Source organism: Streptomyces sp. NPDC032091 (assembly GCF_055580265.1).
In genome coordinates this window covers 106892-131807 of sequence record NZ_JBVILR010000001.1, presented here as the reverse complement: position 1 = coordinate 131807, position 24916 = coordinate 106892, and the positions used below count along the sequence as shown (strand labels likewise).

The following is a 24916-nucleotide window of genomic DNA, read 5'->3' as shown; positions in this document are numbered from 1 at the left end:
CCGAAAGCGGAGGCCCCCGGCGACCATGGAACGGTCGCCGGGGGCCTCTGGAGGGTACGCCTACGAGGTTCGGGGCCCTCAGGCGCCCGGCCCGGCCTCGGCGGCCTGGTCGAGCCGGAAGGCCTCGTTGCCCAGGCCGATCCGGGCGTGCGCCTCGGGGCGGCGGGCCTTGAGGACCAGCCCGTGGACCAGTCCGGCGAGGGCGGCCACGCCGATGATCGCGGGCAGGACCAGGCTGAGCGCGGAGCCCTCCTCGGCGGCGACCAGGACGCCGAAGTCCTTGACGGTGTAGACGACGATGCCGACCAGGGCCAGGCCGGCGAGGCCCGCCGCGACGAGCCGCCAGATCTGGGCGCCGGCGGCGCCCCGGCGGACGAAGAAGGCGATGACGGCGAAGGAGGACGCGGCCATCAGGACGGTCACGCCGAGGGCGCCGACGCTGCCCATCCAGGTGAACAGGTGCAGGACCGGTGCGGTGGGGTCGCCGGCCGGCGAGGAGTCGGTGAGCGCGAAGGCGAGGACGACGAGGGCGGCGACGACCGTCTGGAGCAGGGAGCCGGTGGCGGGGGCTCCGGTGCCGGGGTTGGTGCGGCCGAAGCGGGCGGGGAGCAGTCCCTCGCGGCCCATGGCGAAGGCGTAGCGGGCGACGACGTTGTGGAAGCTGAGCATGGCCGCGAACATGCCGGTGACGAAGAGGACGTGCAGGACGTCCGTGAAACCGGCGCCGAGGCGGCTCCGCGTGAGGTCGAAGAGGAGCGCGGGGCCGGCGTCGGTGGCCGCCCTGGTGATCCGGTCGGGCCCGGTGGCGACGCTGAGGGCCCAGGCGCTGAGGGCGAAGAAGAGGGCGACGAAGCCGACGGCGAGGAACATCACCCGGGAGACGACGATGTGCGGCTTGCTGGTCTCCTCGGCGTAGACCGGGGACTGCTCGAAGCCGACGAAGGCGGCGATGCAGAAGCACAGGGCGGTGCCGAGGCCGGCGCCGCCGAGGGTGGCGGGGTCGAAGGCCTGCAGGGAGAGGCCCTGGGGGCCGGGCTTGCCGAGGGCGGCGAGGTCGAAGACGACGACGAGGGCGCACTCGATGAGCAGCAGGACGCCGAGGACCTTGGCGTTGAGGTCGATCTTCAGCCAGCCGAGGGCGCCGGTGGCGGCGACCGCGAGCAGGGCGGGGATCCACCAGGCGATCTCGGTGTGCAGGTAGGTGGAGAAGAGGCCGGAGATCTCGAAGCCGAGGATGCCGTACACGCCGACCTGCATGGCGCTGTACGCGACGAGGGCGACGAGGGAGGCGGATGCTCCGGCGGTGGGGCCGAGGCCGCGGGCTATGTAGGCGTAGAAGGCGCCGGCGTTGTGGACGTGGCGGCTCATCTCGGCGTAGCCGATGCCGAAGAGGGCCAGGACGACGCCGAGGATCACGAAGAGCAGGGGCTGGCCGACGATGCCCATGACCCCGAAGATCGTCGGCATGACGCCGGCGACGACCATCAGGGGTGCGCTGGCGGCGAGTACGGAGAGCAGCAGCCCGGCGGTGCCGAGGCGGCCGGCGCGCAGGGCCCGGTCCTGGCCCTTGTAGGTGCGGATCTCGGCCGGGGTGGCGGAGGCCGTCGCGGTGGATCTGCCCGTCGGCATGGCAGGGTCCTTTCGGGCGACTGGTCGGGTCGCGGGTCGGGGAAGGGACGGAGGGGGTGCGGGTGCGGGGTGCGGGTCAGGCGGTGCCGAGCGCGGCGCTGCGCGCGGCGAGGAAGGCCTTGGTGGGGTCGCGGTCCGGATAGGACCAGGGGGCGCGGGTGGCGTGGGCGCCGATGCGGTGGAAGAGGGCGGCCGCTTCGGCGGGGCGCCCTTCGCAGAGCTTGGCGTGGGCGAGGAAGTTGAGGTCGACCCGGTTGCGGGGGTGGTCCTCGCGTTCCCATTCGAGCCACCAGTCGAAGGCGGAGCGCAGCACCTGGCGGGCGCGGTGGCCGGTCCAGTGTTCGACGGCGGCCTCGGGGGCGGTGCGGCCCTGGGCGGCGGCGAGGACGCGGTAGCGCTCGGCGTGCGCGATGACGGGGAGCACGGCGAGCGGGGAGTCGGCCGGGGACTCCTCGGCGGCCCAGGCAGCGAAGTCGTAGACCTCGTGGAGCGGGTCGCGGCCCGCCTCGGGGTCGCGTTCGGCGAGCCGGGCGACCATGAGGTGGTGGGCGTGGTGGTGTTCGCGGTGGCGGGCCCGGACCTGGTCGAAGGTGCGGCTGAACTCCTCGTCGGAGCCGAAGGCGCGGGAGAGCATGAGCAGGCCGAGCCAGGGGGTGGGGTCGGCCGGGAGCAGGGCCGCGGCGCGGCGGCAGGCCTCGTCGGCGGCCTGGGGGGTGCCCTTGCCGCGCAGGGCGGCGTGAACGGAGGCGCAGGCGAGGAGGGTGGCGGCGTCGGCGCTGTCGGGTTCGGCGAGGAGCCACTCGCGGGCCCAGGCGGTGGCGGACGGGGTCTCGGCGAGGACGGTGACGCGGTGGCCGCGGCGGTCCCAGTCGTCGCCGGTCGCCACCAGGAGGCTGCGGGCCCGGGCCCACCGCCCCTGGGCGAACTGGCCGCGTACGGAGACGAGTTCGCTGTCGCAGAGAGCCGGGTCGAAGAGCTGGGCGTCCCGCTTGCGGGTGCGGCCGAGGGGCGGCGGCGGGGACATCCGCGGGTTCCCTCCAGAGCGCGGGCGCGGGTGGACGACGTGCGGTGCGGGTGCGGTGCGGTGTGCGGCGCCGGGGCGCGGGGCGCGCGGGGCGCGACTCGATCACGCCGGTGGTCAGCCGGATGATCACTCACAGCAAACCGGTACGCACAGCTCCGCGTCAAGGTCCGGATGCGGGGAGTGGCTGGAATCAACGGGTGGGTGGAGGAGGTCGGTTGGTGCGGGGCCGGATCCATCCGGCCCGCGCGGCGGTCGAGCGCACCGGGCGCGGAGCGGCCGGTTCCGGGGGGCCGGTTCCGGGGGGCCGGTTCCGGGGGGCCGGTTCCCGGGGGGCCGGTTCCGGGGGGCCGGTTCCGGGGGGCCGGTTCCGGGGGGCCGGTTCCGGGGGGCCGGTTCCGGGGGCGGCCCGTTCCGGGGGGGCGGCCCCGCGGGGTCCGGGTCAGGCGGTGGCTGCGGCGGCCGCGCGGCCCGCGGCCCGTCCCGAGAAGAGGCAGCCGCCCAGGAACGTGCCCTCCAGGGCGCGGTAGCCGTGGACGCCCCCGCCGCCGAAGCCCGCCGCCTCCCCGGCCGCGTACACGCCCGGCAGCGGCTCGCCCGAGGGGGTCAGGACGCGCGAGGACAGGTCGGTCTCCAGGCCGCCCAGGGACTTGCGGGTCAGGATCGAGAGGCGGACGGCGATCAGCGGGCCGGCCTTCGGGTCCAGGATCCGGTGCGGGGCGGCGGTGCGGATCAGCCGGTCACCGAGGTACTTGCGGGCCCCGTGGATGGCCGTGACCTGGAGGTCCTTGGTGAAGGGGTTGGCGATCTCCCGGTCGCGGGCGGTGATCTCGCCCCGTACGGTGGCCTCGTCGAGCAGGTCCTCGCCGGTGAGCTCGTTCATCCGGCGGACCATCGCCGACAGGTCCCGTTCCACGATGAAATCGGCGCCCCGGTCCATGAACGCCTTGACCGGCCCGGGTACGGCCTGCCGGGCGCGGACCAGCACCTCGCGGACGGAGCGGCCCGTCAGGTCGGGGTTCTGTTCGGAGCCGGAGAGGCCGAACTCCTTGCCGATGATGCGCTGGTTGAGGACGAACCAGGTGTGGTCGTGGCCGGTGCGCATGATGTGGTCGAGGGTGCCGAGCGTGTCGAAGCCGGGGAAGAGGGGGACGGGCAGGCGCCGGCCGGTGGCGTCCAGCCAGAGGGAGGAGGGGCCGGGCAGGATGCGGATGCCGTGGCGGGCCCAGATCGGGTCCCAGTTCTCGATGCCCTCGGTGTAGTGCCACATCCGGTCCTTGTTGATGTGGCTGGCGCCGGCCTTCTCCGTGATGCCGAGCATCAGGCCGTCCACGTGCGCCGGGACCCCGGAGAGCAGCCGCGCGGGCGGGGTGCCCAGGCGGGCCGGCCACTGGGCGCGGACCAGATCGTGGTTGCCGCCGATGCCGCCGCTGGTGACGATCACCGCCTGGGCCCGCAGGCTGAAGGTGCCGGTGCTCTCGCGGCCGCTGGCGGCGCCCCGTACGGCGTCGGAGGGTGCCAGGACCTCCCCGGTGACGGTGTCCACGGCGCCGGCGGTGGAGGCCAGGCCGGTGACCCGGTGGCGGAACCGCAGGCTGACCAGCCCGCGGGCCGCTCCGGCGCGCACCCGGCGCTCGAAGGGTTCCACCAGGCCGGGTCCGGTGCCCCAGGTGATGTGGAAGCGGGGGACGGAGTTGCCGTGCCCGTTGGCGTCGTAGCCGCCGCGTTCGGCCCAGCCGACGACGGGGAAGAAGCGCACGCCCTGGGCGTGCAGCCAGGGCCGCTTCTCGCCGGCGGCGAAGTCCACGTAGGCCTCGGCCCAGCGGCGCGGCCAGGCGTCCTCCTCGCGGTCGAAGCCGGCGGTGCCCAGCCAGTCCTGGAGGGCGAGGGCGCGGCTGTCGCGGATCCGCATCCGGCGCTGCTCGGGCGAGTCCACGAAGAAGAGCCCGCCGAAGGACCAGTGCGCCTGGCCGCCGATCGACTGCTCGGGCTCCTGGTCGAGGAGGATCACCTTCCGCCCCGCGTCGACGAGCTCGGCGGTGGCCACGAGGCCCGCGAGGCCCGCTCCGATCACGATCACGTCAGCGTCGTAGCTCATGCGTCTGCCCGTCCTCCGGTCGGTGGTGGGGCAGATCCTTTGCTACGGAGCGGTAACCCGTCAACAGCGGTGGTTGGATGGACGGATGGGCGCAGCGGATGAAGTACTGGACGTGGTGGACCGCGACGACCGGGTCACGGGGCAGGCCCCGCGGGGCGAGGTGTACGCCCGGGGGCTCCTCCACCGGTGTGTGTTCGTGCAGGTCAGGGACGAGCTGGGGCGGGTGTTCGTGCACCGGCGGACGGCGTCGAAGCTGGTGTTCCCCGCGCACTACGACATGTTCGTCGGCGGGGTGCTGGGCGCCGGGGAGGACTACCCGGGGGCGGCGCTGCGGGAGGCGGAGGAGGAGCTCGGGGTGAGCGGGCTGGAGCAGCCGGCGCCGCTGTTCAAGTTCCTCTACGAGGGTCCGGGCGGCTCGTGGTGGTCGTACGTGCACGAGGTGCGGTGCACCCTGCCGGTGGCGCCGCAGGAGTCGGAGGTGGACTGGCACGCCTGGCTGGAGCCCGGGGAGCTGGAGCGGCGGGCGGCCGGCGGGGAGTGGCCGTGGGTGCCGGACGGGCTGGAGGCGTACCGGCGGCTGCGGGCCTTCCGGGAGGGCGGGGGGCGGCCGCCCGCGCCCCGCGTGTGAAGGGGACGTAAATTGGACAGGTGATCGACTTCGGCAAGGATGTGCGCCTCTGGTTCGCACCGCAGCGGCTGCGCGACGAGGGCGAGACCCCGGACTACCGCTTCTCCCTGGCCAACGAGCGGACCTTCCTGGCCTGGATCCGCACCGCGCTGGCGCTGGTGGGCGGCGGGTTCGCGGTGGACCAGTTCCTGCCGGACCTGCGCTGGGGGGTGCGGGTGGGGATGGCGCTGGCCCTGCTGGCGGTGGGGGCGGCGTGCGCGCTGCGGGCCGTGCACCACTGGGTGCGGTGCGAGCGGGCCATGCGGCGGGGCGAGGACCTGCCGCTGTCGCCGTTCCCGGTGCTGCTGAGCCTGGGGGTCGGGCTGGTCGCGGTGGCGATGGTGCTGGTGGTGCTACTGGGCTGGACGGGCCGGCCGTGACCCGTCCCGGGACGGCCGCCCGCGACGCCGGGCTCCAGCCCGAGCGGACCCGGCTGGCGTGGCGGCGCACCACCCTGGCCTGCTCGGTCACCGCGGTGCTGGCGCTGCGGCAGGCGCTGCACGGGACCGGGTCGCCACTGGAGGTGACCGGGGCGGCCGTGATCGCGCTGGTGTGGGTGGCGTTCCTGTGGGTGGCGCACCGGCGGATCCGGCTGCTCGCGGCGGCCCGGCCGGCGGGGCTGACGCCGGGGGCGGCGGTCGGGGCGGCGCTGTGCGCGGTGGCGCTGGCGGTGTTCGCGATGACCGTGATCGTCTGAGCCCTCCCGCTCCCCCTCCCGGCCCCGCCCACCCGCTCCCGGCCCCTCCCGGCCCCCTCCGCGGCCTCTCCCCCGCAGAACCCCGCCCTCCGGTGGCCCGGGGCCGGCTGACAGGATGCTGACCGCCTGTCACAGCGACCCGGGGAGAGCGCCCATGACCGTCGAGAAGCCCTACGTCGTCCGGCCCGCGGCCGGGGTGCACGCCTACGTCCAGCCGGACGGCGGCTGGTGCCTGAACAACGCCGGCTGGATCAGTGACGGCGGGCAGACCGTGCTGGTCGACACCGCCGCCACCGAGCGGCGGGCGCTGGCCCTGCGCGAGGCGATCGTGGCCTCCGGGTCGCCGCTGCCCCGGACCGTGGTCAACACCCACCACCACGGCGACCACACCTACGGCAACGCCGCCTTCGCCCCGGCCCTGATCGTGGGCCACGACAACGCGCGGGCCGAGCAGCTGGCCGCCGGGCACCAGCTGGAGCTGATCTGGCCCGGGACCGACTTCGGCGCCATAGAGATCACCGCGCCCGACCTCACCTACGACCAACGGCTGACGCTGCACGTCGGGGGCACCGAGGTGCGGGTCCTCCACCCGGGCGTGGCGCACACCACGGGCGACTCGGTGGTGTGGCTGCCCGGGCAGCGGGTGGTGTTCACCGGGGACCTGGTCTTCGCCGGGGGCACCCCCTTCCTGGCGATGGGTTCGCTGGCCGGTTCGCTGCGGGCGCTGGAGCTGCTGCGCTCGCTCGACGCGGAGACCGTCGTACCGGGCCACGGGCCGCTGACCGACCCGTCGGCGTACGAGTCCACCGAGCGCTACCTGCGGTACGTGGCGGAGCTGGCGCGGGAGGGCCGGGCGCAGGGGCTGACCCCGCTGGAGCTGGCGCGCGGGGCCGAGCTGGGCGAGTTCGCGGCCTGGCGGGAGAGCGAACGGCTGGTGGCGAACCTGCACCGGGCGTACGCGGAGCTGGCCGGGGAGCCGGAGGGGGCGCCGCTGGACATCATGGCCGTGCTGCGGGACATGACGGTGATGAACGGCGGCACGCCGATCCTGTGTCACGCGTGAGGCGCTGACGCGGCGGGCCGGAGGGGTTTCTTTCGGCCCGCCCCCTGGACGGCATACCGACTGGTCGGCATGATGGCTCGGGACACCCGTCGTCGACCCGACTTCGTACGGAGGCGCGCCCATGACCCCAGCCGACCCCCGAGGCCTCGATCTGGAGCGGCTGCGCGTCCACCTCGACGCCGCGCTCCCCGGGCTCGTGGCCGGACCGCTGACCGGCCGGCTGATCGAGGGGGGCCGGTCGAACCTGACGTACGCGGTCACCGACGGATCCGGCCGCTGGGTGGTGCGCCGCCCGCCGCTCGGGCACGTCCTGGCCACCGCGCACGACATGCGGCGCGAGCACCGGGTGATCGCCGCCCTGCACGGGACGGCCGTGCCGGTGCCGGAGGCGCTGCTGCTGTGCGAGGACGAAGCGGTGCTGGGGGCGCCGTTCTACGTCATGGAGCACGTCGACGGCGTGCCGTACCGGACGGCGGAGCAGCTCGCGGGGATCGGCCCCGAGCGCACCCGCAGGGCGGTGCTCGGCCTGGTGGACACCCTTGTGGACCTGCACGCGGTGGACCCCGGGGCGGTGGGCCTCGGGGACTTCGGCCGGCCCGAGGGCTTCCTGGACCGGCAGTTGCGCCGCTGGGGCAAGCAGCTCGCGGCCTCGCGCGGCCGGGAGCTCGCCGGGATCGACGAACTGCACGGGGCCCTGGCCCGGGCACTGCCCGGCTCCCCCGCCCCGGCCGTGGTGCACGGCGACTTCCGGCTGGACAACGTGCTGATCGGCGGGCCGGACGACACGATCCGGGCGGTGCTGGACTGGGAGATGTCCACGCTGGGCGATCCGCTGACGGACCTCGGGCTGCTGGTGATGTACAGCTCGGACCTGGGCCTGGAGGACTCCCCCGTCAGTACGACGAGCCGAGCGCCGGGCCACCCGGCGCCGGCCGAGCTGATCGAGCGGTACGCCGCCCGTTCGGGCCGGGACACCGGGGCGATCGCCTGGTACACGGCCTTCGCCTGGTTCAAGCTCGCGGTGATCCTCGAAGGCATCCACTACCGCTACACGCTCGGCCAGACGGTGGGCGCGGGCTTCGACCGGATCGGCGAGCTGGTCCCGGTCTTCATCGCACACGGTCTGACCACCCTCCAGGAAGGCTGAGGAGCCGCGCAGATGGACTTCGCATTCGACACCCGGACCGAGGAACTCCGCGGGCGGCTGCTCGCGTTCATGGAGGAGTACGTCCACCCGGCGGAAGCCGTCGCCGCCGAGCAGCGTGCGCGGCTGGCCTCGCCCTGGGACACCCCGCCCGTCTTCGGCGAGCTGAAGGCCGAGGCGCGCCGCCAGGGGCTGTGGAACCTCTTCCTGCCGGACGCCGAGTACGGGGCCGGGCTGACCAACCTCCAGTACGCCCCGCTCGCCGAGATCACCGGCCGCAGCCCCCACCTGGCGCCGATGGCCACCAACTGCGCGGCCCCGGACACCGGGAACATGGAGCTGCTCGCCCAGTTCGGGAACGAGCGGCAGAAGAAGCAGTGGCTGGAGCCCCTGCTGGCGGGGGAGATCCGCTCCGCCTTCGCGATGACCGAGCCCGAGGTGGCCTCCTCGGACGCGACGAACATCGAGACCCGGATCGAGCGGGACGGCGATGCGTACGTGGTCACCGGCCGCAAGTGGTACATCTCCGGGGCGATGAACCCGGACTGCAAGGTCTTCATCGTGATGGGCAAGACCGACCCGGACGGTGCCGACCCGCGGCGCCAGCAGTCGATGCTGCTGGTGCCGCGCGACACCCCGGGCGTGGAGGTGCGCCGGGCGATGACGGTGTACGGGTACGCCGACCACGACCACGGCGGGCACGCCGAGGTGGTCTTCGACGGGGCCCGGGTGCCGGCGGAGAACCTGGTCGGCGAGGAGGGCTCCGGCTTCGCCATCGCCCAGGCCCGCCTGGGCCCGGGCCGGATCCACCACTGCATGCGGCTGATCGGGATGGCGGAGCGGGCCGTCGAGCTGATGTGCCGGCGCGCGCTGGACCGTACGGCCTTCGGGAAGGAGCTCGCCGCCCAGGGCGTCGTGCAGAACTGGATCGCGGACGCCCGGGTCACCATCGAGCAGCTGCGGCTGCTGGTGCTGAAGACGGCCTGGCTGATGGACACCGTCGGCAACCGGGGCGCGCACACCGAGATCCAGGCGATCAAGATCGCCACCCCGCGCGCCGTGGTCGGGATCCTGGACCAGGCGGTGCAGCTGCACGGCGCGGGCGGGGTCAGCCAGGACTTCCCGCTGGCCGAGCTGTGGGCCGCGGCGCGCACGCTGCGGCTGGCGGACGGCCCGGACGAGGTCCACCAGCGCTCCCTGGCCCTCCGCGAGCTGAAGCGCCACCGCTAGACGGCGCCTTCCGGATCAGGGGGCGGCCCGGCCGGAGGCCGTCTCGATGACCTCGTCCAGCACCTCGCGGGAGCGGACGAGGTCGTCGATCATCCGGTCGATCCGGTCCCGTTCGGTGACCAGCTCCGCCACCAGGGCGGGGGTGGCCCGTACCGACGGGCCGCCGTCCTCGTCCCGCATGCAGGGCAGGATCTGCGCGATCCTGGAGCTGTGCAGCCCGGCGGCGTAGAGCTCCTGGATGCGGATGACCCGGTCGACGGCCCGCTCGGGGTACTCTCGGTGGCCGCCCGGCGTCCGGTCGGAGACGAGGAGGGCCTGCTGCTCGTAGTAGCGCAGGGAGCGCTCGCTCACCCCGGTGCGCGCCGCCAGTTCGCCGATCCGCATGGTCACCCCGTCCGCCCTCGAGCCTCGGCCTTCGAGCCTTGAACCTGACACCGGTGTCAGGTCCTACGGTACCGGCATGACGCAGACACGACAGGCCTCCGCCGCCGGATCCCGCCTCTTCTCCCCGGCCCGCCTGGGCCCCCTGGACCTCCCCAACCGCCTGGTGATGGCTCCGCTGACCCGCAACCGCGCGGGCGCCGACGGGGTGCCCGGAGAGGCGATGGCCACCCACTACGCGCAGCGCGCCTCGGCCGGGCTGATCATCGCCGAGGGCACCACGCCGAACGCCGTCGGCCAGACCTACCCGCGCATCCCCGGTATCCACACCCCGGAGCAGACGGCCGGATGGCGGCGGGTCACCGACGCCGTGCGCGCCGCCGGCGGGCGGATGTTCCTCCAGCTCCAGCACGGCGGCCGGATCGGCCACCCCGACACCAGCGGCCGCGTCCCGCTCGCCCCGTCGGCCGTACCGCTGCCGGAGCCGCTGCACACCGCGGCCGGGCTCCAGGACCCGGTCACGCCCCGCGCGATGACGCCGGAGGACATCCGGGCCACCGTCGCCGACTTCGCCACCGCCGCGCGCAACGCGGTGGAGGCGGGGTTCGCCGGGGTGGAGGTGCACGCCGCCAACGGCATGCTGGTCCACCAGTTCCTCGCCCGCAACACCAACCTCCGCACCGACGCGTGGGGCGGGACGGTGCGGGGGCGGATCAGGTTCGCCGTCGAGGTGGTCCGGGCGGTCGCGGAGGCGGTCGGCCCCGAGCGGGTCGGGGTGCGGATCTCCCCCGGGCGGGACGTCAACGGCATCGAGGAGGGCGACACCGGGGAGCTCTACCCGGCCCTCCTCGCGGCCCTGGCGGAGCTGGACCCGGCCTACCTGCACCTGGTGTACGCCGACCCGGAGGAGCCCGGCTTCGCCGCACTCCGCAAGGCCTGGCCGGGCACGCTGATCGCCAACCCGAAGCTCACCCGGGAGGAGGCGGCCGCCGACGCGGGCGCGGCGCGGGCCGGGCGGCTGCTGGCCGAGGGCGCCGACCTGATCGCCCTCGGGCGGGGGTTCATCGCCAACCCCGACCTCGTGGAACGCCTGCGCACCGGCGCACCGCTCAACGAGCTCCGCCCCGAGTTCCTGATGCACGTGCACGGCGCGGAGGGCTACAACGACTACCCGCTCCTGGCCGCGCCCGCACCCCTCTAGGGGCGCAGGGAGCGGAGCAGCAGGTCGGCCAGGTGGTCGGCCACCTGGTGGGGGGTGAGGGGGCCGTCGGTCCGGTACCAGGTGGAGAGGTGGTGCACCGAGCCGAAGTAGTAGTCCACCACCAGGTCGGCAGGGGTGGCCGTGGCGAACACCCCGGCGGCCATGCCCTCCTCGACCAGGGCGCGGAAGCGCTCGTGGTAGCGGCGGCGTTCGGCACGGACCTGCTTGTACTTCTCCGGGCTGAGCTGGTGCATCGACCGGAAGAAGATCATCGCGTCGTCGAGGTTCTCGATGGTGGTGACGACGACGTCGGCGGCCGCGGCCCGCAGCCGCTCCTCGACGGGGGCCCCGGAGCCGGCCACCGCGTCGAGCCGCTGCTGCTGGAGGCGCAGCATCCGCGCGTACACCTCGTGCAGCAGGTCGTCCTTGGAGCCGAAGTAGTGGTAGAGGGCGCCCTTGGTGACCCCCGCCGCCTCGACGATCTCCTGGACGGAGGTGCGGTCGTAACCGCGTTCGGCGAACAGCCTGGTGGCGACGGCCAGCAGCCGCTGCGGCACCGGGGTGTCGTGGTCCCCGGTCTGGGGTCCGGCGGTGTTCCTGGCGGCCATGGTGCTCGCCTTCCTCTCCTGATCCTCCGACTGTTTTCAGCCGCGCTCGCGCAGTTCTCGTCGCAGGATCTTGCCACTGGTGGTCTGCGGAAGAACAGGCAGGACCTCCACCCGGCGCGGGTACTTGTAGGCGGCGAGGCGCTCGGCGCAGTACGCCACGAGGGCGGCCGGCTCGGCGCGGGCGCCGGGACGCAGGCTGACGTACGCCTTGACGGTCTCCCCGCGGTAGGGGTCGGGGACACCGACGACGGCCGCCTCCCGTACGGCGGGGTGGGTGTACAGGACGTCCTCGACCTCGCGCGGCCACACCTTGAAGCCGGAGGCGATGATCACGTCCTTCTTGCGGTCGACGACGTACAGCCAGCCGTCGGCGTCCATGAACCCGACGTCGCCGGTGCGCAGTTCGCCGTCCGGGAAGGTCCGGGCGGTGGCGTCGGGCAGCCCCCAGTAGCCCGGCACGACCTGCGGACCGCGCACGGCTATCTCGCCGGTCCGGCCGAGCGGGACCTCGGCGCCGTGCTCGTCGAGGATGCGTACGAGGGTCTGCGCGCCCGGGACCCCGACGGAGAGGGTTCCGCTGCCGGGGTCGACGGGGGCCTCGCGGTGCGCGGGGACGGAGGCGCAGGGCGCGGTGCACTCGGTGAGGCCGTAGCCGTTGCGCAGGTGGAACCCGAAGTCGGCGTGGAGGCGCGCGACGAGGGCGGGCGGGAGTGGGGCGCCGCCGGAGGAGACCACCTGGAAGGAGGCGAAGTGCTCGCGGGTGGCGGCGGGGTGCGCGGCCAGGGCGGTGAAGGCGGTGGCGGGCCCGATGGTGTAGGCGGGGCGGTGCTCCAGGAAGGCGTCGAGGACGGTGCCGGCGTCGAAGCGGCGGGTGAGGACGAGGGTGCCGGCGTTGACGAGGCAGGCGGCCAGTTCGCAGACCAGGCCGGTGATGTGGAACAGCGGGGCGAGCGCGAAGTACGCGGCCCCCTCGGCGACGGGGTGCCCGGTGACCTGGCGGACGGCGTTGTAGGTGATGGCCCCGTGCGGGTTCATGGCGCCCTTGGGGGTGCCGGAGGTCCCGGAGGTGTAGCTGATGAGGGCGGTGTCGGCGGAGGTGAGCCGGGGGTCGGGCGGCGCGGGGTGGCCCTGCCGGGCCACGGCGAGCAGGTCGGCGGGGACGGCCGGGGCGGAGGCCGGGGCGGAGGCCAGGGCCGGGTCCGGGGCTGTGGCAGGGGCCGGGAGGGCCCGGGGGTCGTTGCGGGTCTGGAAGTCCGTGGGGCGGGCCGTCAGGACGGTCCGGACGGCGGTCCCGCGGACCGCCTCCGCGGGGTGGCCGCCCCACGCCCCGTCCTCGCACACCAGCGCCACCGCCCCGGAGTCCCCCAGCACGTGCCGCGTCTCGGCGGACTTGTACATCGGGTTGACCGGCACGACCACCGCGCCCGCCTTCCACGCACCCAGCACGGCGAGCACGAAGTGCGGGGTGTTCTGCAGCATCACCGCGACCCGGTCCCCGCGCCGCACCCCCCGCCCGGCGAGGTACCCGGCCAGGGAGTCGGAGAGGGCGTCGGCCTCGGCGTACCCGACCCGCCCGTCGAAGTACGCCAGCGCGGCCCGCTCCGGGGCCCGCGCCACGGCGTCGCGGAAGGCGTCCAGCACGCTGGCCGGTGGCGCCACCGGCGCCAGCTGGGCGGGGCTGAGCAGGCGCAGCCACGGCCGGGCCGCGTACGGGGAGGCGGGGGCCGGGCCGGCGGCCGCGGCGTCGGCGGCGGGTTCCGTCACGAGGACTCCCAGGTGCGCTGGAGGCGGTTCATGGCGCCCAGCCACCGCTCGGGGTCGCTCGCGCGCCCGGCGTAGTAGTCCGCCACCTCGGGGTGCGGGAGGATCAAGAACCGGCCCTTCTCCATGCCGTCGAACAGGGCGTCCGCGACCGCGTCCGGCTCGATCGCGGTCGGCGCCAGGACGAGTTCGCCCGCCGATCCCGCGGCGGTCAGCATGTCGGTGCGCACGCCCTGCGGGCAGATGGCGTGGACCCGCACGCCCCGGTGGCGGTAGGTCAGCGAGAGCCATTCCGCGAAGGCGAGGGCACCGTGCTTGGTGACACTGTACGGCGCCGCCCCGAGCATGGTGAGCAGCCCGGCGGCCGAGACGGTGGACACGAAGCGCCCCTCGCCCCGCTCCAGCCAGTCGGGCAGCAGGGCGCGGGCGGCGCGCACGTGGGCCATGACGTTGGTGTCCCAGGCCGCCTCCCAGACCGCCTCCTCTGCGAAGGCGTCGCCGCCCGAGGCCAGTCCGGCGTTGGCGCAGTAGACGTCCACCCTCCCGCCCAGTGCCTCGCGGGCCTCGCCGACGACCGCCGAGGCGTCGCCGGGGACGGCGACGGCGCGGGCGCCGATGGCGGCGGCGACGGCGGCGGCCCTGTCCGCGTCGAGGTCGTTGACGACGACGGTGGCCCCCTCCGCCGCGAACCGGTGGGCGAGGGCCGCGCCGATGCCGCCGCCCGCGCCGGTGACGACGACTCGCTGGTCCTGGTACGCGCTCACGGGGATCACCTTTCGCCGCTGCCTGCCGGCCCCACCGGGCCGCCGGATTCCGGCAGACTAACCAGTCGGTATGTCAGGACGGAAGGGGGCGGCGCGCCAGCATGACGGGGTGACACTCTCGCGCCGCGGGCTGCTGGGACTGGCGGGGACGGCCGGGGCCGCCGGCGCCGTGGGAGCGGGGCGGCCCGCCGCACCCCCGCGCCCCGGCCGGGTGCGCACCGGCTTCGAGCGGCTGGCCGCCGACGGGTACGCGGAACTCGCCGGCCAGCGGGTCGGGGTGCTCACCAACCCCACCGGCATCACCGCCGACGCCCGCCACCTGGTCGACGTGCTCCACGCCGACGAACGGGTCGACCTGGTCGCGGTGTTCGGGCCCGAGCACGGATTCCGGGGGACCGCCCAGGCGGGCGGCTCGGAGGGGGCCGGGCGGGATCCGGCGACGGGGCTGCCGGTGTACGACGCGTACGGCAGGAGCGCCCGTGAGCTCGCCGGCCTGTTCACGGCCGCGGGGATCGACACCCTGGTCTTCGACGTCCAGGACGTCGGGGCGCGCTTCTACACCTACGTCTGGACCCTGTACGACTGCATGCGCGCGGCCGCGCTGTCCGGCACGGCGGTGGTGGTGCTGGACCGGCCCAACCCGGTCGGCGGGCTCCGGGCCGCCGGGCCCGTGCTGGAGCGTCCGTACGCGAGCGCCGTGGGCCGCGAGCCGATCGCGCTCGCGCACGGCATGACGGTGGCCGAGCTGGCCCTGCTGTTCGGCGGCGAGTTCCTGGGCCGCGCCGGGCCGCGGCTGCGGACCGTGCCGATGACCGGCTGGCGGCGGGGCTCGTTCTTCGGGGAGACCGGCCTGCCGTGGGTGCCGCCGAGCCCCAACGTGCCCACCCCGGACACGGCGCTGGCATACGCCGGCACCTGCCTGTTCGAGGGCACCAACCTGTCGGAGGGCCGGGGCACGACCACGCCCTTCGAGCTGCTCGGGGCCGAGGGCGTCGACCGGCGGTGGGCGGAGGCGGCCAACGGACTGGGGCTGGCCGGGGTGTGGTTCCGCGAGGCCTGGTTCACGCCGTCCTTCTCCAAGCACGCCGGGAAGGTGTGCGGCGGGCTCCGGCTGATCGTGCACGACCGGGAGGCCTTCGACCCGGTGCGGGCGGGGATCGGGCTGCTGGTGACGGCGCGGCGGACGTGGAGCGGGTTCGGCTGGCGGGCGGACCACTGGATCGACCGGCTGACCGGGTCGGACCGGGTGCGGACGCTGGTGGACGCGGGGGCGGGGGTGGAGGAGGTCGCGGGTGACTGGGCGGCCGGGCTGGCGCGGTTCGCGGCGGTCCGGGAGCGGTACCTGCTCTATCCCTGACCCGCGCCGGCCCCGCCCGCGACCGGTGCTGTCGCGGGTCTGGCCGTCGCGGCCCCGCGGCGGGATGCTGCGACCGACCCGGGCACGCACGGCTCGCGCGGAAGGGGTACGTCATGGCGGACGGCGGAGCGGGGATCGGGGTCGGGCCGTACCAGGAGCTGACCTTCGACGCGCAGGGGGACGTGGACCCGGCCACGCGGGCGGCGGTGGCCCGGATGGAGGCCACCGACCTGCTGGTCTTCGCGCACGGGTGGAACAGCGACCGCTCGGCGGCGACCCGGCTGTACGACCGTTTCTTCGCCCCCTTCCCGGGCCTGGTGGGGTCGGGGGTGCGGCTGGGGTACGTGGGGGTGGTGTGGCCGTCGATCCGGTTCTCGGACGAGCCGATACCGGACTTCGATCCGCACGGCGCGCTCGCGGAGGCGGCCTCCGGGCCCGCCCTGGACGCGGCGACCCGCGCGGCGCTGGGCGGGTTCTGGCCCGGGCGGGAGGCGGAGCTGGACCGGATCGCGGCGCTGCTGGCGCGGCGGCCGGAGTCGGAGGCGGCGTTCGCCGAGTTCGGGACGCTGGTACGGGAGCTCGTGGGGGCGGGCCCGGCGGCCCCGGCCGGGGCCGCGGCGGTCGCGGAGGGACCGCCGGCGGGCGCGGGCGGGGCCGGGGCGGGCGCGGGCGGCGGGGTGCCGGACGTCTTCGCACTGGACCCGGTGGCGGTGTGCCGGGCCCTGACCGCCGCCCTGGCCGAGGCGGAGGCCGCCGCCGGGGACGGGCTGCCCGGGGCCTGGACGGGGCCGGGTCCCACGGCGGCGGACGGGCTGCGCGCCCTGTGGGGCGGCGCGAAGGAACTGCTGCGGCAGGCCACGTACTACGAGATGAAGAAGCGGGCCGGGCTGGTCGGCGAGCACGGCCTCGGACCGGTGCTCACCGACCTCGCGGCACGGCGGCCCGCCCTGCGCTTCCACCTCATCGGCCACAGTTTCGGGGCGCGGGTGGTGTCGTTCTCGCTGCGCGCGGTGCCGGACGGGGCCCGCCACGTGAAGTCGCTGACGCTGCTCCAGGGGGCTTTCTCCCATTACGCGTTCAGCGACCGGCTCCCCCACGACCCGGCGCGGGGCGGCGTCCTGCGCGGGCTCCAGCGGCGGGTGGACGGACCGGTGGTGGCCTGCCATTCCGCGCACGACTCCGCCCTCGGTGTGTTCTACCCCCTGGCCTCCCGGACGGCGGGTGATTCGGCCGGACTGCTCGGCTTCGACGAGCGGTGGGGCGCCCTCGGGCACGACGGGGTGCAGGCGGTGCCGGGCGCTCCGCGGCTGGCCCTGGACAGGGCCCTGAGCGGGGGACTGCCGGGATCCGGCTGCGTCAGCGTCGACGCGGGTTCCGTGGTCCGCCGCGGCGGTCCCCCGGCGGGGGCGCACAGCGACATCTGCCACGAGGAGCTGGCCCGGATCGTGGTCGGCGCGGGGCGCATGGGGCGCTGACTTCCGGCCATGTGCCACCCGTACGCCTCGACCGCCCCCGCATGCGCCCGTATCCCCTCGGGCATGTTGGGCACGTCGGGGCGGGTCGCTTCGTTCTACGCGGTAGCGCGGGGCGCGACGGACGGTAAAGGCAGGGGTACGGCGGAGGTGAAGGTACGGTGGCGGGTTTTCGGAGTCTGGCCTACCAAGTGCGCGACGCGCGCAATGACCGGGCCCTGCGGCGCCATTCGTTGCGCCGCTGCCTGGAGCGGTTCGCGCCGTACGGGCACCGGGCGACGTGGTGGCATCTGTGCGACCGGCACGGGATCGCCCCCGAGGACCGGGGCGCGGACCCGCTGCGGCTGGTCGCGGCACTGGAGGAGCTGGAGGACGCCCGGGCGGTCTGGCTGGAGTACGAGAGGCAGTTCGCGGCGCGGCGCAGACGGGAGAAGCACGACGGGGTGCGGCGGCCGGAGTGGGCCTGGGGCGGCAGCGGTGACGCCGTGGTGCGGTGCGCCGATCCGGGCGTACGGCCGGAGGGAACCCTCGGCGAGGTGCTGAGACGGCTGGTGCGGGCGCTGGAGTCGGAGCCGGGGACGGCGTGTCCGGTCTGCGGCGAGCGGGAGCTGCGCTGGCCTTCGGCGCGGTCGGGGCCGGCGGCGTGGGGCGGGGCCTGGGCGTGGGACGGGCCGGTGTGCGGGGGCTGTGGGATCGTGGTCCCGCGGCCGGCGCTGGCGGACACGGCGCCGGTGCTCCGGGCGCCGGCGGAGGCCGCGGCGGCGCACCGGGCGTCGGCGGACGCGGCGTGAGCGGGGCCGGTGGGGGGCCGGTGCTGCAGGTCGCGCTGAACGGGTCGCGGGGCGCGGGCGACGGGGCCGCGGTGCCGCTGTCCCCGGCGGATCTGGCGGAGTCGGCGCTGGCGGCGGTGGCGGCCGGGGCCGGTGAGGTGCTGGTGCATCCCAGGACCCCGTGCGGGCGGGAGAGCCTCTCGCCCCGGGTGGTCGGGCCGCTGCTGGCGGAGCTGCGCGGCGCGGGGGTCCGCGTACCCGTGGCGGTGCCGGCGGGTGTCGCGGCCGAGCCGGATCCGGCGGGGCGGCTGGAGCGGGTGCGGTCCTGGACGGTGCTGCCGGACCGGGCGGTGGTGCCGTTCGCCGACCCGGGGGCGCGGGAGCTGGGGCGGGCCCTGCTGGAGCGGGGGGTCGCGGTGGACGCCGTGGTCCCGCTGGGCGGCGGGGCCGGTCCGGAGCCGCTGGCCCGGTTCCTGGCGTGGAGCCCGCCGGTGTGGGGGCGGGTCCGGCTGGTGGCGGAGCTGGCGGAGGCCGATCCGGCGCTGGTGGCCGGGATGCGCTGGCTGCCGCCGGTCCCGGTCGTGCTGTTCGGGCGGGACGGCGCGGCCTGGCCCGTGCTGCGGCTGGCCGCGCGGTGCGGTGCGGGCGCGCGGACCGGCGTGGGCGAGGTGCTGTCCCTGCCCGACGGCCGACCCGCCCGCTCGAACGCCGAACTGGTGGCGGCGGCGCTGGAGTTGTGGAGCGCTAGGACGACAGCCGGGAGCCGGTGAGGTTCTCGCCGAAGGCGTCGTCCGGGTTGGACAGCGCGCAGTTCTTCAGCGAGAGGCAGCCGCAGCCGATGCAGTCGGACAAGTGGTCGCGCAGGCGGCTCAGTTGCCGGATCCGCTGGTCGAGTTCCGCACGCCAGTTCTCGGAGAGCCGCGCCCAGTCCTGCGGGGTGGGGGTGCGTTCCTCGGGCAGCTGCGCGAGCGCCTCGCGGATGCTGGCCAGCGGGATGCCCACGCGCTGGGCCGCGCGTACGAACGCGACCCGGCGCAGCGTCTCGCGGGTGTAGCGCCGCTGGTTGCCCGCGGTGCGGCGGCTGCTGATCAGGCCCTTGGTCTCGTAGAAGTGCAAGGCGGAGACGGCCGCTCCGCTGCGCGCGGACAGCTGTCCGACGGTGAGCTCGTGGACGTTCTCGTGAATCTGCGGCACGCGTCCGAGGGTAGTCGGAGGTCCGTTGACAGGCGTGCCCGCCCCCCACCATGCTGAGCAAGCGCTTATTCGTCTGCAGGGGTCGGATGGCCGGATGCAGTGGGAGACAGGGGCAGGGGCATGGCCGAACCGAGGATCTTCACGTCCGCCGAGGAGCTGCGCGCCGCGATCGGCGAGCCGCTCGGGCCGAGCGGGTGGCTGGAGGTGGACCAGAAGCGGATCGACCTCTTCGCGGACGCGACCGGCGACCACCAGTGGATCCACGTGGACCCCGAGCGGGCCGCCGCCGGGCCCTTCGGCACCACCATCGCGCACGGCTATCTGACGCTGTCCCTGCTGCCGAGCCTGGTGCCGCAGATCATGCGGGTCGAGGGCATGCGGATGGGCATCAACTACGGCCTGGGCAAGGTGCGTTTCCCGGCCACCGTGCCGGTCGGCTCGCGGCTGCGCGCCACCGCCGTGATCACGGAGGTCACCGAGGCGGGCGGCGGTGTGCAGGTCGCCGCGACGGTGACGGTGGAGCGCGAGGGCGGCGAGAAGCCGGTGTGCGTGGCGGAGTCCCTGTCCCGCTACTACTTCTGAGCGGCCCCGGCGGCGGGACGCGCGCCCACCATGCGCAGGACGAGGTCGGAGTAGAGGGCGCCGACCTCGTCGGGCGTGCGCCGCCCGTCCGCGTTGAACCAGCGGGCCACGTCGATGCACAGCGACAGCACGGCGAGGGTGGTGCCGGGGACGTCGGGGACGTCGAACTCCCCCGCCCGCACGCCCTCGGAGAGGATCCGCCGCACGGCCGCGTCGCTGAGGCGGCGCAGGGCGACGATCTCGGAGCGGTGCTCGGGGGCGAGCGCGTCGAGCTCGTACTGGACCACGCGCGCGGTGGTGTGGTGCGCTGCGTGCCAGCGGACGAAGGACCGTACGGCGGCGTCGAGCCGCTCGGCGGCCGTCCCCGGGCCGGAGGCGGCGCTGTCCAGGATCTCCAGGGCCTTGTCGTGGCCGATGCGGCTGATCCGCTGGAGCAGCTCTTCCTTGGTCTTGTAGTGGATGTAGAGGGCGGCCGGGCTCATGCCGGCGCGGCCGGCGATGTCGCGGGTGGTGGTCGCGTGGTAGCCGCGCTCGGCGAAGGCCTCGACGGCGGCCACGAGCAGGCGCCGCGCGGCGTCCGGGGTGACCTCCGACCACGCCTGGTAGCCGTCGGCCGTCTCCGCCGCGCTGTCCATCGCTCACCTCTCCGCCCTGTAGGAAGGGAACAGCTTACCGGAGGGTGAGCAAGCGCTTAGGAACCCCGCCGCGGGCGCGGGCTCAGAAGGCCGAGATCCCGGTGCGGGCACGGCCGATGAGCAGCTTCTGGATCTGGCTCGTGCCCTCGTAGAGGGTCATGACGCGGGCGTCGCGCAGCAGCTTCCCGGCCGGGTACTCGTCGACGTAGCCGTAGCCGCCGTGCACCTGGAGGGCGTTGGAAGCGGCGCGCACGGCGGCCTCGGAGGCGAACAGCTTGGCGGTGGAGGCCTCGGTGGCGAAGGGCCGCCCGCGGTCGATGAGGTCGGCGACCCGCCAGGTGAGCAGCCGGGCGGCGTCCACGTCGACCGAGATGTCGGCGATCAGCTCCTGGACCAGCTGGTGGTGGGCGATCGGCTTGCCGAACTGCTCGCGCTGCCCGGCGTAGGAGACGGCCGCGTCCAGGGCGGCCTGGGCGATGCCGACGCAGCCGGCGGCCACCGACATCCGGCCCTTGGCCAGGGCGGACATGGCGACGGAGAACCCCTTGCCCTCCGGGCCGAGCATCGCGGAGGCGGGGACGCGGACGCCGTCGAGGGTGAGTTCGGCGGTGGCCTGGCCGCGCAGACCGAGCTTGCCGCGGACCTCGCGGCGGGTCAGGCCGGGGCTGTCGGCGGGGACGAGGAAGGCGGAGATCCCGCGGTGGCCGGGGTCGGCGGGGTCGGTCCGGGCGAACAGCAGGACCACGTCCGCCCAGGTCCCGTTGGTGATGAACATCTTGCTGCCGGTGATCACGTACGCGTCCCCGTCGCGCACGGCGCGGGTGGTGAGGGCGGCCGCGTCGGAACCGGTGCCCGGCTCGGTCAGGCCGAAGCAGCCGAGGGCCGCGCCGGAGCAGAGGCGGGGCAGCCAGTCGCGCTTCTGCTCCTCGGTCCCCCAGGCGGCGAGGGTCTTGGCGACCAGCCCGAGGGAGACCGAGACGATGCCGCGCACGGCGGAGTCGCCGCGGCCGAGCTCCTCGGTGACCAGCGCGTAGGAGACGTGGTCGCCGCCGGAGCCGCCGTACTCCTCGGGGACGGTGAGGCCGAGGAAGCCGAGGTCCCCGAGCTTCTTGACGATCGACCGGTCCACGCTCTCGGCCCGGTCCCACTCGGCGGCGTACGGGGCGACCTCGCGGTCGGCGAACGCGCGGGCGAGCCGGCGTACGGCCTCCTGCTCCTCGCTGAGCTCCAGGTTCACGGGATTCCTCCGGGGCGGGGGGCGGGCGGGGGCGGGCTGTAACTAGCAGCGCTAGTTTATGGTGGGGCAGGGCCTACTATGTGGCGCATGGCCAGACCGCGCAAGCCCCTCCTCAGCAGAGACCGCATCGTCGAGGCGGCGGGCGAGCTGGTGGACGCGGAGGGGCTGGAGGCCGTCTCGACGCGGCGGCTGGCGGCCGCGCTCGGGGTGAGCGGTCCGTCCCTCTACAACCACTTCCGGACGAAGGACGCGATCCTGGAGGCGGTCGCGGACGCGGTGAGTGCGCGGGTCGACCTGTCGATGTTCGGCGGCGTCGACGGGCCTTCCGACTGGCGGGCCGCCCTCCACGCCTGGGCCCACTCCTACCGCGCCGCCCTGGCGGACCACCCGAACATCGTGCCGGTGCTGGCCCGCGGCCCGGGCCGCCGTCCGGCCGGACTCCGCCTGGCGGACGCGGTGTTCGGCGCGATGACGGCGGCGGGCTGGCCCCCAGCCCACGCGACCCGGATCGGCGCCCTGATGCGGTACTTCATCCTGGGCTCGGCGGTGGCCTCCTTCGCCCGGGGTTTCGTCGACGACGAGACGGCGTACGACCCGTCGGACTACCCCCACCTGGGCCAGGCCCACCTCCTGGCGGACCGCCGGCGCGAAATCGACGAAGGCGCCTTCGAAACGGGCCTGAAGGCCCTCCTGGACGGCCTGACCCTCCAGTACGAATCCCTCCACCCCGAACCCCCGCCCGAGGCCCCGTCGCGCCCCGCCGGCGTCTGAGCCCCCCAGCCCCACCGGCATCCGCACCGGCACCCCCGCCGCCCTAGAACACGACCAGCGACCGCCCGCCCTTACCGGCGACCAACGCCTCGAACGCCCCCGCGATCCCCTCCAGCCCGATCCGCTCGGTCACCATCGCCCCCAGATCCAGCCGCCCCGCCCGCACGTGCTCGGCGATCACCGGAAGATCCCGGGCGGGGTCGCTGTTCCCGTACACGCAGCCGCTGAGCGTCCGCGCGAAGTGGAAGATCTCCAGCGCGTGGAACTCCACCCGCTGTTCCTTCCCCCCGATCCCGACGACCGTCGTCCGCCCGCCGCGCCGCGTCGACTCCCAGGCCGCCCGGATGGTCTCGGCCCGCCCCACGCACTCGACGGCGACGTCCGCCCCCCGCCCGCCGGTCAGCGCGCGGACCTCCTTGGCGGTGGTGCCGGAGGCCAGGACGAACCCGGTGGCCCCGGCGGCCCGCGCCAGCTCCTCCTTGGCCGGGGAGACGTCGACGGCCACGATCGGCCCCGCCCCCGCGATCCGCGCGGCCTGGAGCGCGGCGAGGCCGACCCCGCCGACGCCGAACACCACCACCGACTCCCCGGGACGGACCTGCGCGCTGTGGTGCACGGCCCCGTAGCCGGTCAGCACCGCGCAGCCGAGCAGCGCCGCCTCCTGGAGCGGGATCCCGGCGGGCGCGGGCAGCACGCAGTCCGCCGCGACGACGGTCTCCTCGGCGAACGCGGCGACGTTCAGCCCGGGGTGCAGCTCCATGCCCGCGGCGTCGTGGGCGTGGACCGCGCCGACCCCGGACAGGGCCTTCTCGCACAGCCACACCTCGCCGATCCCGCAGTGGTGGCACTCCCCGCAGGACGGCGCCCAGTTGAGCACCACCCCGTCGCCGGGGGCGACGTGGGTCACGCCCTCCCCGACGGCGAGGACCGTGCCGGCGCCCTCGTGGCCGAGGACGGCGGGCACGGGCACCCGCATGGTGCCGTCGGTGAGGGACAGGTCGGAGTGGCAGACCCCGGCGGCGGCGAGCCGCACCCGGACCTGTCCGGGGCCGGGATCGGGCAGCACGATCTCCCGTATCTCCAGCGGTGCTCCGACGGCGGGCAGGATGGCGGCGCGGACCATGGTCGTCGTCTCCGTGTCGTGTTCGTGTCGTGGACGGGCTCGGGCGCCGGCGAGGCGAAGGCGAAGCGGTCAGAACTGCAGGGACTTGGTCTGGAGGTACTCCCCCAGGCCGTGCGGGCCCAGCTCGCGGCCCACGCCCGACTGCTTGTAGCCGCCGAAGGGCGCGAGCACGTTGAAGCGTCCGCCGTTGATGTCCACCTGTCCGGTGTCCATGCGGCGCGCGAACGCCACGGCGGTCTCCGTGTCCGCCGCCCACACCGCGCCGCCCAGGCCGTAGACGGTGCCGTTGGCGATGCGCAGGGCGTCGTCCTCGTCCTCGTAGGAGAGGATCGCCAGCACGGGGCCGAAGATCTCCTCCTGGGCGATGGCCATGTCGGGCGTGACGTCGGCGAAGACGGTCGGCGCGACGAAGTACCCGCGCTCGTGGGGTGCGTCGGGGCCGCCCGCGACGAGGCGCGCGCCTTCCTCGACGCCCTTGGCGATGTATCCCCGCACCCGGTCGCGCTGGGTGGCGTTGACGACCGGCCCGAGGCGGGTGCCCGGGTCGCGGGGGTCGCCCGAGGGGTACTTGGCGACGGCGGCGGCCGCGAGGGCGACGGCCTCCTCGTACTGGTCCCGGTGGACGAGCATGCGCGTGAGCGCGTTGCAGCTCTGGCCGGTGTTGTTCATGACGTGTCCGACGCCCGCCGCGACGGCCTTGGCCAGGTCGGCCCCGGGCAGGATGACGTTCGCCGACTTGCCGCCGAGTTCGAGGGCGACGCGCTTGACGGCGGCGCCGGCGATGGCACCGATCTTCCGGCCGACGGCGGTCGAGCCGGTGAAGGAGACGAGGTCGACCCCTTCGTGCTCGGCCAGCGCCTGGCCGGCGACCGGGCCGGTACCGGTCACCAGGTTGAAGACCCCGGCCGGGATGCCCGCCTCGTGCACGGCTTCGGCGAAGAGCTGTGCGGTCAGCGGGGTGTCCTCGGCCGGCTTGAGGACGACGGTGCAGCCGGCGGCGAGAGCGGGTGCCACCTTGGCAACGACCTGGTGCAGCGGATAGTTCCACGGCGTGATGGCCCCGACCACGCCGACGGGCTCCAGGAACACCGTGGAGTTCCCGAGCCGCTCCTCGAAGGCGTACGAGGCGGCGAGCTCGGCGTAGGAGGAGGCCACCGCGATCGGCGCGCCGACGTGCACGGCCTCGGCGAAGCCGAGCGGGGAGCCGAGTTCTGCGGTGACGGTCTCGGCGATCTCGCCCTTGCGGGCGACGAGCACGTCCCGCAGGGCGCCGATCAGCGCGGCGCGCTCGGCCGGCGGGGTGGCCGCCCATCCCGGGAAGGCGGCGCGGGCGGCGCGTACGGCCGCGTCGACGTCCTCGGCCGTGCCGGCCGGGACGCCGGCGATGACCCGCTCGTCGGCCGGGTTGACGACCTCGATGCGTCCGGATCCGGCGGCGGGCCGCCATTCCCCGCCGATGTACATCCCGTCGTGGGCCTTCATCGCATTCCTCCCGGGCAGGCACCAGCGCG

25 protein-coding genes are annotated in these 24916 nt (G+C 75.1%); 13 read left to right on the top strand and 12 right to left on the bottom strand.

Annotated features, from left to right (window positions below; translation table 11 throughout):
- Positions 1-78: 78 nt before the first annotated feature.
- From ACZ5NJ_RS00570 to ACZ5NJ_RS00560, 3 genes are all read right to left on the bottom strand, one after another.
- Positions 79-1629 (bottom strand): APC family permease, encoded by a 1551-nt coding sequence (locus ACZ5NJ_RS00570; RefSeq protein WP_468761150.1) that lies wholly within the window; start codon positions 1627-1629, stop codon positions 79-81.
- Between the two features lie 76 nt (positions 1630-1705).
- Positions 1706-2653 carry a hypothetical protein gene (locus tag ACZ5NJ_RS00565; RefSeq protein ID WP_468761148.1) on the bottom strand — a complete coding sequence of 316 codons (948 nt, stop codon included), beginning with the start codon at positions 2651-2653 and terminating at the stop codon, positions 1706-1708.
- Positions 2654-3092: 439 nt separating this feature from the next.
- Positions 3093-4748 carry an FAD-binding dehydrogenase gene (locus tag ACZ5NJ_RS00560; protein ID WP_468761146.1) on the bottom strand — a complete coding sequence of 552 codons (1656 nt, stop codon included), beginning with the start codon at positions 4746-4748 and terminating at the stop codon, positions 3093-3095.
- Positions 4749-4833: 85 nt separating this feature from the next.
- Here ACZ5NJ_RS00560 and ACZ5NJ_RS00555 point away from each other — a divergent pair, with 85 nt between their 5' ends.
- The 6 genes from ACZ5NJ_RS00555 to ACZ5NJ_RS00530 all read left to right on the top strand — a co-directional run bounded on the left by ACZ5NJ_RS00555 (position 4834) and on the right by ACZ5NJ_RS00530 (position 9549).
- Positions 4834-5376, top strand: a complete 543-nt coding sequence (locus tag ACZ5NJ_RS00555) for an NUDIX hydrolase (RefSeq protein WP_468761144.1) — start codon at positions 4834-4836, stop codon at positions 5374-5376.
- A gap of 20 nt (positions 5377-5396) precedes the next feature.
- A complete protein-coding gene (locus ACZ5NJ_RS00550; protein WP_468761142.1) occupies positions 5397-5795 on the top strand; it encodes a YidH family protein in 399 nt (132 codons plus the stop codon).
- Positions 5792-6112 (top strand): DUF202 domain-containing protein, encoded by a 321-nt coding sequence (locus ACZ5NJ_RS00545; RefSeq protein WP_468761140.1) that lies wholly within the window; start codon positions 5792-5794, stop codon positions 6110-6112. The genes ACZ5NJ_RS00550 and ACZ5NJ_RS00545 overlap by 4 nt, the downstream gene beginning before the upstream one ends.
- A 154-nt stretch (positions 6113-6266) precedes the next feature.
- A complete protein-coding gene (locus tag ACZ5NJ_RS00540) occupies positions 6267-7175 on the top strand; it encodes an MBL fold metallo-hydrolase (protein WP_468761138.1) in 909 nt (302 codons plus the stop codon).
- Positions 7176-7296: 121 nt separating this feature from the next.
- Positions 7297-8322, top strand: a complete 1026-nt coding sequence (locus ACZ5NJ_RS00535) for a phosphotransferase family protein (RefSeq protein ID WP_468761136.1) — start codon at positions 7297-7299, stop codon at positions 8320-8322.
- Between the two features lie 12 nt (positions 8323-8334).
- Entirely contained in the window at positions 8335-9549 is a 1215-nt protein-coding gene (locus tag ACZ5NJ_RS00530) for an acyl-CoA dehydrogenase family protein (protein ID WP_468761134.1), read from the top strand.
- 15 nt (positions 9550-9564) lie between these two features.
- On the opposite strand, the gene ACZ5NJ_RS00525 is transcribed toward ACZ5NJ_RS00530, so the two are convergent.
- Positions 9565-9933 (bottom strand): MerR family transcriptional regulator, encoded by a 369-nt coding sequence (locus tag ACZ5NJ_RS00525; protein ID WP_468761980.1) that lies wholly within the window; start codon positions 9931-9933, stop codon positions 9565-9567.
- Positions 9934-10009: 76 nt separating this feature from the next.
- Here ACZ5NJ_RS00525 and ACZ5NJ_RS00520 point away from each other — a divergent pair, with 76 nt between their 5' ends.
- Positions 10010-11131 carry an alkene reductase gene (locus tag ACZ5NJ_RS00520; protein WP_468761132.1) on the top strand — a complete coding sequence of 374 codons (1122 nt, stop codon included), beginning with the start codon at positions 10010-10012 and terminating at the stop codon, positions 11129-11131.
- Here ACZ5NJ_RS00520 and ACZ5NJ_RS00515 read toward each other — a convergent pair.
- The 3 genes from ACZ5NJ_RS00515 to ACZ5NJ_RS00505 are packed head-to-tail and all read right to left on the bottom strand — an operon-like array spanning position 11128 to position 14273.
- Positions 11128-11739, bottom strand: coding sequence for a TetR/AcrR family transcriptional regulator (locus ACZ5NJ_RS00515; protein WP_468761130.1), 612 nt, complete (start codon positions 11737-11739; stop codon positions 11128-11130). The two genes, ACZ5NJ_RS00520 and ACZ5NJ_RS00515, sit on opposite strands and share 4 nt — an antisense overlap.
- A gap of 36 nt (positions 11740-11775) precedes the next feature.
- The gene (locus ACZ5NJ_RS00510) at positions 11776-13503 is read right to left on the bottom strand and encodes a class I adenylate-forming enzyme family protein (RefSeq protein ID WP_468761128.1); all 1728 of its coding nucleotides are present in this window, start codon (positions 13501-13503) and stop codon (positions 11776-11778) included.
- Positions 13500-14273, bottom strand: a complete 774-nt coding sequence (locus ACZ5NJ_RS00505) for an SDR family oxidoreductase (RefSeq protein WP_468761126.1) — start codon at positions 14271-14273, stop codon at positions 13500-13502. Before ACZ5NJ_RS00505 ends, ACZ5NJ_RS00510 begins: the two co-directional genes overlap by 4 nt.
- A 100-nt stretch (positions 14274-14373) precedes the next feature.
- Between ACZ5NJ_RS00505 and ACZ5NJ_RS00500 the strand changes: the two genes are divergently transcribed.
- The 4 genes from ACZ5NJ_RS00500 to ACZ5NJ_RS00485 all read left to right on the top strand — a co-directional run bounded on the left by ACZ5NJ_RS00500 (position 14374) and on the right by ACZ5NJ_RS00485 (position 18633).
- Positions 14374-15621 (top strand): exo-beta-N-acetylmuramidase NamZ family protein, encoded by a 1248-nt coding sequence (locus ACZ5NJ_RS00500; RefSeq protein WP_468761124.1) that lies wholly within the window; start codon positions 14374-14376, stop codon positions 15619-15621.
- A gap of 113 nt (positions 15622-15734) precedes the next feature.
- Positions 15735-17096, top strand: a complete 1362-nt coding sequence (locus ACZ5NJ_RS00495) for a serine-threonine protein kinase (protein WP_468761121.1) — start codon at positions 15735-15737, stop codon at positions 17094-17096.
- Positions 17097-17254: 158 nt separating this feature from the next.
- Positions 17255-17884 carry a hypothetical protein gene (locus ACZ5NJ_RS00490; protein ID WP_468761119.1) on the top strand — a complete coding sequence of 210 codons (630 nt, stop codon included), beginning with the start codon at positions 17255-17257 and terminating at the stop codon, positions 17882-17884.
- 20 nt (positions 17885-17904) lie between these two features.
- The gene (locus ACZ5NJ_RS00485; protein ID WP_468761117.1) at positions 17905-18633 is read left to right on the top strand and encodes a 3-keto-5-aminohexanoate cleavage protein; all 729 of its coding nucleotides are present in this window, start codon (positions 17905-17907) and stop codon (positions 18631-18633) included.
- On the opposite strand, the gene soxR is transcribed toward ACZ5NJ_RS00485, so the two are convergent.
- The gene (soxR, locus tag ACZ5NJ_RS00480) at positions 18608-19057 is read right to left on the bottom strand and encodes a redox-sensitive transcriptional activator SoxR (protein ID WP_468761114.1); all 450 of its coding nucleotides are present in this window, start codon (positions 19055-19057) and stop codon (positions 18608-18610) included. The genes ACZ5NJ_RS00485 and soxR overlap by 26 nt on opposite strands.
- Positions 19058-19177: 120 nt before the next feature.
- Here soxR and ACZ5NJ_RS00475 point away from each other — a divergent pair, with 120 nt between their 5' ends.
- Positions 19178-19639, top strand: coding sequence for a MaoC family dehydratase (locus tag ACZ5NJ_RS00475; RefSeq protein WP_468761112.1), 462 nt, complete (start codon positions 19178-19180; stop codon positions 19637-19639).
- Here ACZ5NJ_RS00475 and ACZ5NJ_RS00470 read toward each other — a convergent pair.
- Together ACZ5NJ_RS00470 and ACZ5NJ_RS00465 are read right to left on the bottom strand one after the other, a co-directional pair.
- Complete coding sequence (locus ACZ5NJ_RS00470) at positions 19630-20274, bottom strand: TetR/AcrR family transcriptional regulator (protein ID WP_468761109.1); 645 nt, start codon at positions 20272-20274, stop codon at positions 19630-19632. The genes ACZ5NJ_RS00475 and ACZ5NJ_RS00470 overlap by 10 nt on opposite strands.
- A gap of 82 nt (positions 20275-20356) precedes the next feature.
- Positions 20357-21511 (bottom strand): acyl-CoA dehydrogenase family protein, encoded by a 1155-nt coding sequence (locus ACZ5NJ_RS00465; protein ID WP_468761107.1) that lies wholly within the window; start codon positions 21509-21511, stop codon positions 20357-20359.
- A gap of 87 nt (positions 21512-21598) precedes the next feature.
- Here ACZ5NJ_RS00465 and ACZ5NJ_RS00460 point away from each other — a divergent pair, with 87 nt between their 5' ends.
- A complete protein-coding gene (locus tag ACZ5NJ_RS00460; RefSeq protein WP_468761105.1) occupies positions 21599-22282 on the top strand; it encodes a TetR/AcrR family transcriptional regulator in 684 nt (227 codons plus the stop codon).
- Positions 22283-22325: 43 nt separating this feature from the next.
- Here the strand turns inward: ACZ5NJ_RS00460 and ACZ5NJ_RS00455 are convergent, their stop codons facing one another.
- Complete coding sequence (locus ACZ5NJ_RS00455; RefSeq protein ID WP_468761103.1) at positions 22326-23405, bottom strand: zinc-binding dehydrogenase; 1080 nt, start codon at positions 23403-23405, stop codon at positions 22326-22328.
- A 69-nt stretch (positions 23406-23474) separates the two neighbouring features.
- Complete coding sequence (locus ACZ5NJ_RS00450; RefSeq protein ID WP_468761101.1) at positions 23475-24887, bottom strand: aldehyde dehydrogenase family protein; 1413 nt, start codon at positions 24885-24887, stop codon at positions 23475-23477.
- Positions 24888-24916: the final 29 nt, after the last annotated feature.

Excerpts from the sequence above, each read along its gene's own strand:
- ACZ5NJ_RS00570 (WP_468761150.1), bottom strand. The coding sequence starts at position 1,629 with ATGCCGACGGGCAGATCCACCGCGACGGCCTCCGCCACCCCGGCCGAG.
- ACZ5NJ_RS00565 (WP_468761148.1), bottom strand. The coding sequence starts at position 2,653 with ATGTCCCCGCCGCCGCCCCTCGGCCGCACCCGCAAGCGGGACGCCCAG.
- ACZ5NJ_RS00560 (WP_468761146.1), bottom strand. The coding sequence starts at position 4,748 with ATGAGCTACGACGCTGACGTGATCGTGATCGGAGCGGGCCTCGCGGGC.
- ACZ5NJ_RS00555 (WP_468761144.1), top strand. The coding sequence starts at position 4,834 with ATGGGCGCAGCGGATGAAGTACTGGACGTGGTGGACCGCGACGACCGG.
- ACZ5NJ_RS00540 (WP_468761138.1), top strand. The coding sequence starts at position 6,267 with ATGACCGTCGAGAAGCCCTACGTCGTCCGGCCCGCGGCCGGGGTGCAC.
- ACZ5NJ_RS00535 (WP_468761136.1), top strand. The coding sequence starts at position 7,297 with ATGACCCCAGCCGACCCCCGAGGCCTCGATCTGGAGCGGCTGCGCGTC.
- ACZ5NJ_RS00530 (WP_468761134.1), top strand. The coding sequence starts at position 8,335 with ATGGACTTCGCATTCGACACCCGGACCGAGGAACTCCGCGGGCGGCTG.
- ACZ5NJ_RS00525 (WP_468761980.1), bottom strand. The coding sequence starts at position 9,933 with ATGCGGATCGGCGAACTGGCGGCGCGCACCGGGGTGAGCGAGCGCTCC.
- ACZ5NJ_RS00520 (WP_468761132.1), top strand. The coding sequence starts at position 10,010 with ATGACGCAGACACGACAGGCCTCCGCCGCCGGATCCCGCCTCTTCTCC.
- ACZ5NJ_RS00515 (WP_468761130.1), bottom strand. The coding sequence starts at position 11,739 with ATGGCCGCCAGGAACACCGCCGGACCCCAGACCGGGGACCACGACACC.
- ACZ5NJ_RS00495 (WP_468761121.1), top strand. The coding sequence starts at position 15,735 with ATGGCGGACGGCGGAGCGGGGATCGGGGTCGGGCCGTACCAGGAGCTG.
- ACZ5NJ_RS00475 (WP_468761112.1), top strand. The coding sequence starts at position 19,178 with ATGGCCGAACCGAGGATCTTCACGTCCGCCGAGGAGCTGCGCGCCGCG.
- ACZ5NJ_RS00470 (WP_468761109.1), bottom strand. The coding sequence starts at position 20,274 with ATGGACAGCGCGGCGGAGACGGCCGACGGCTACCAGGCGTGGTCGGAG.
- ACZ5NJ_RS00460 (WP_468761105.1), top strand. The coding sequence starts at position 21,599 with ATGGCCAGACCGCGCAAGCCCCTCCTCAGCAGAGACCGCATCGTCGAG.
- ACZ5NJ_RS00455 (WP_468761103.1), bottom strand. The coding sequence starts at position 23,405 with ATGGTCCGCGCCGCCATCCTGCCCGCCGTCGGAGCACCGCTGGAGATA.
- ACZ5NJ_RS00450 (WP_468761101.1), bottom strand. The coding sequence starts at position 24,887 with ATGAAGGCCCACGACGGGATGTACATCGGCGGGGAATGGCGGCCCGCC.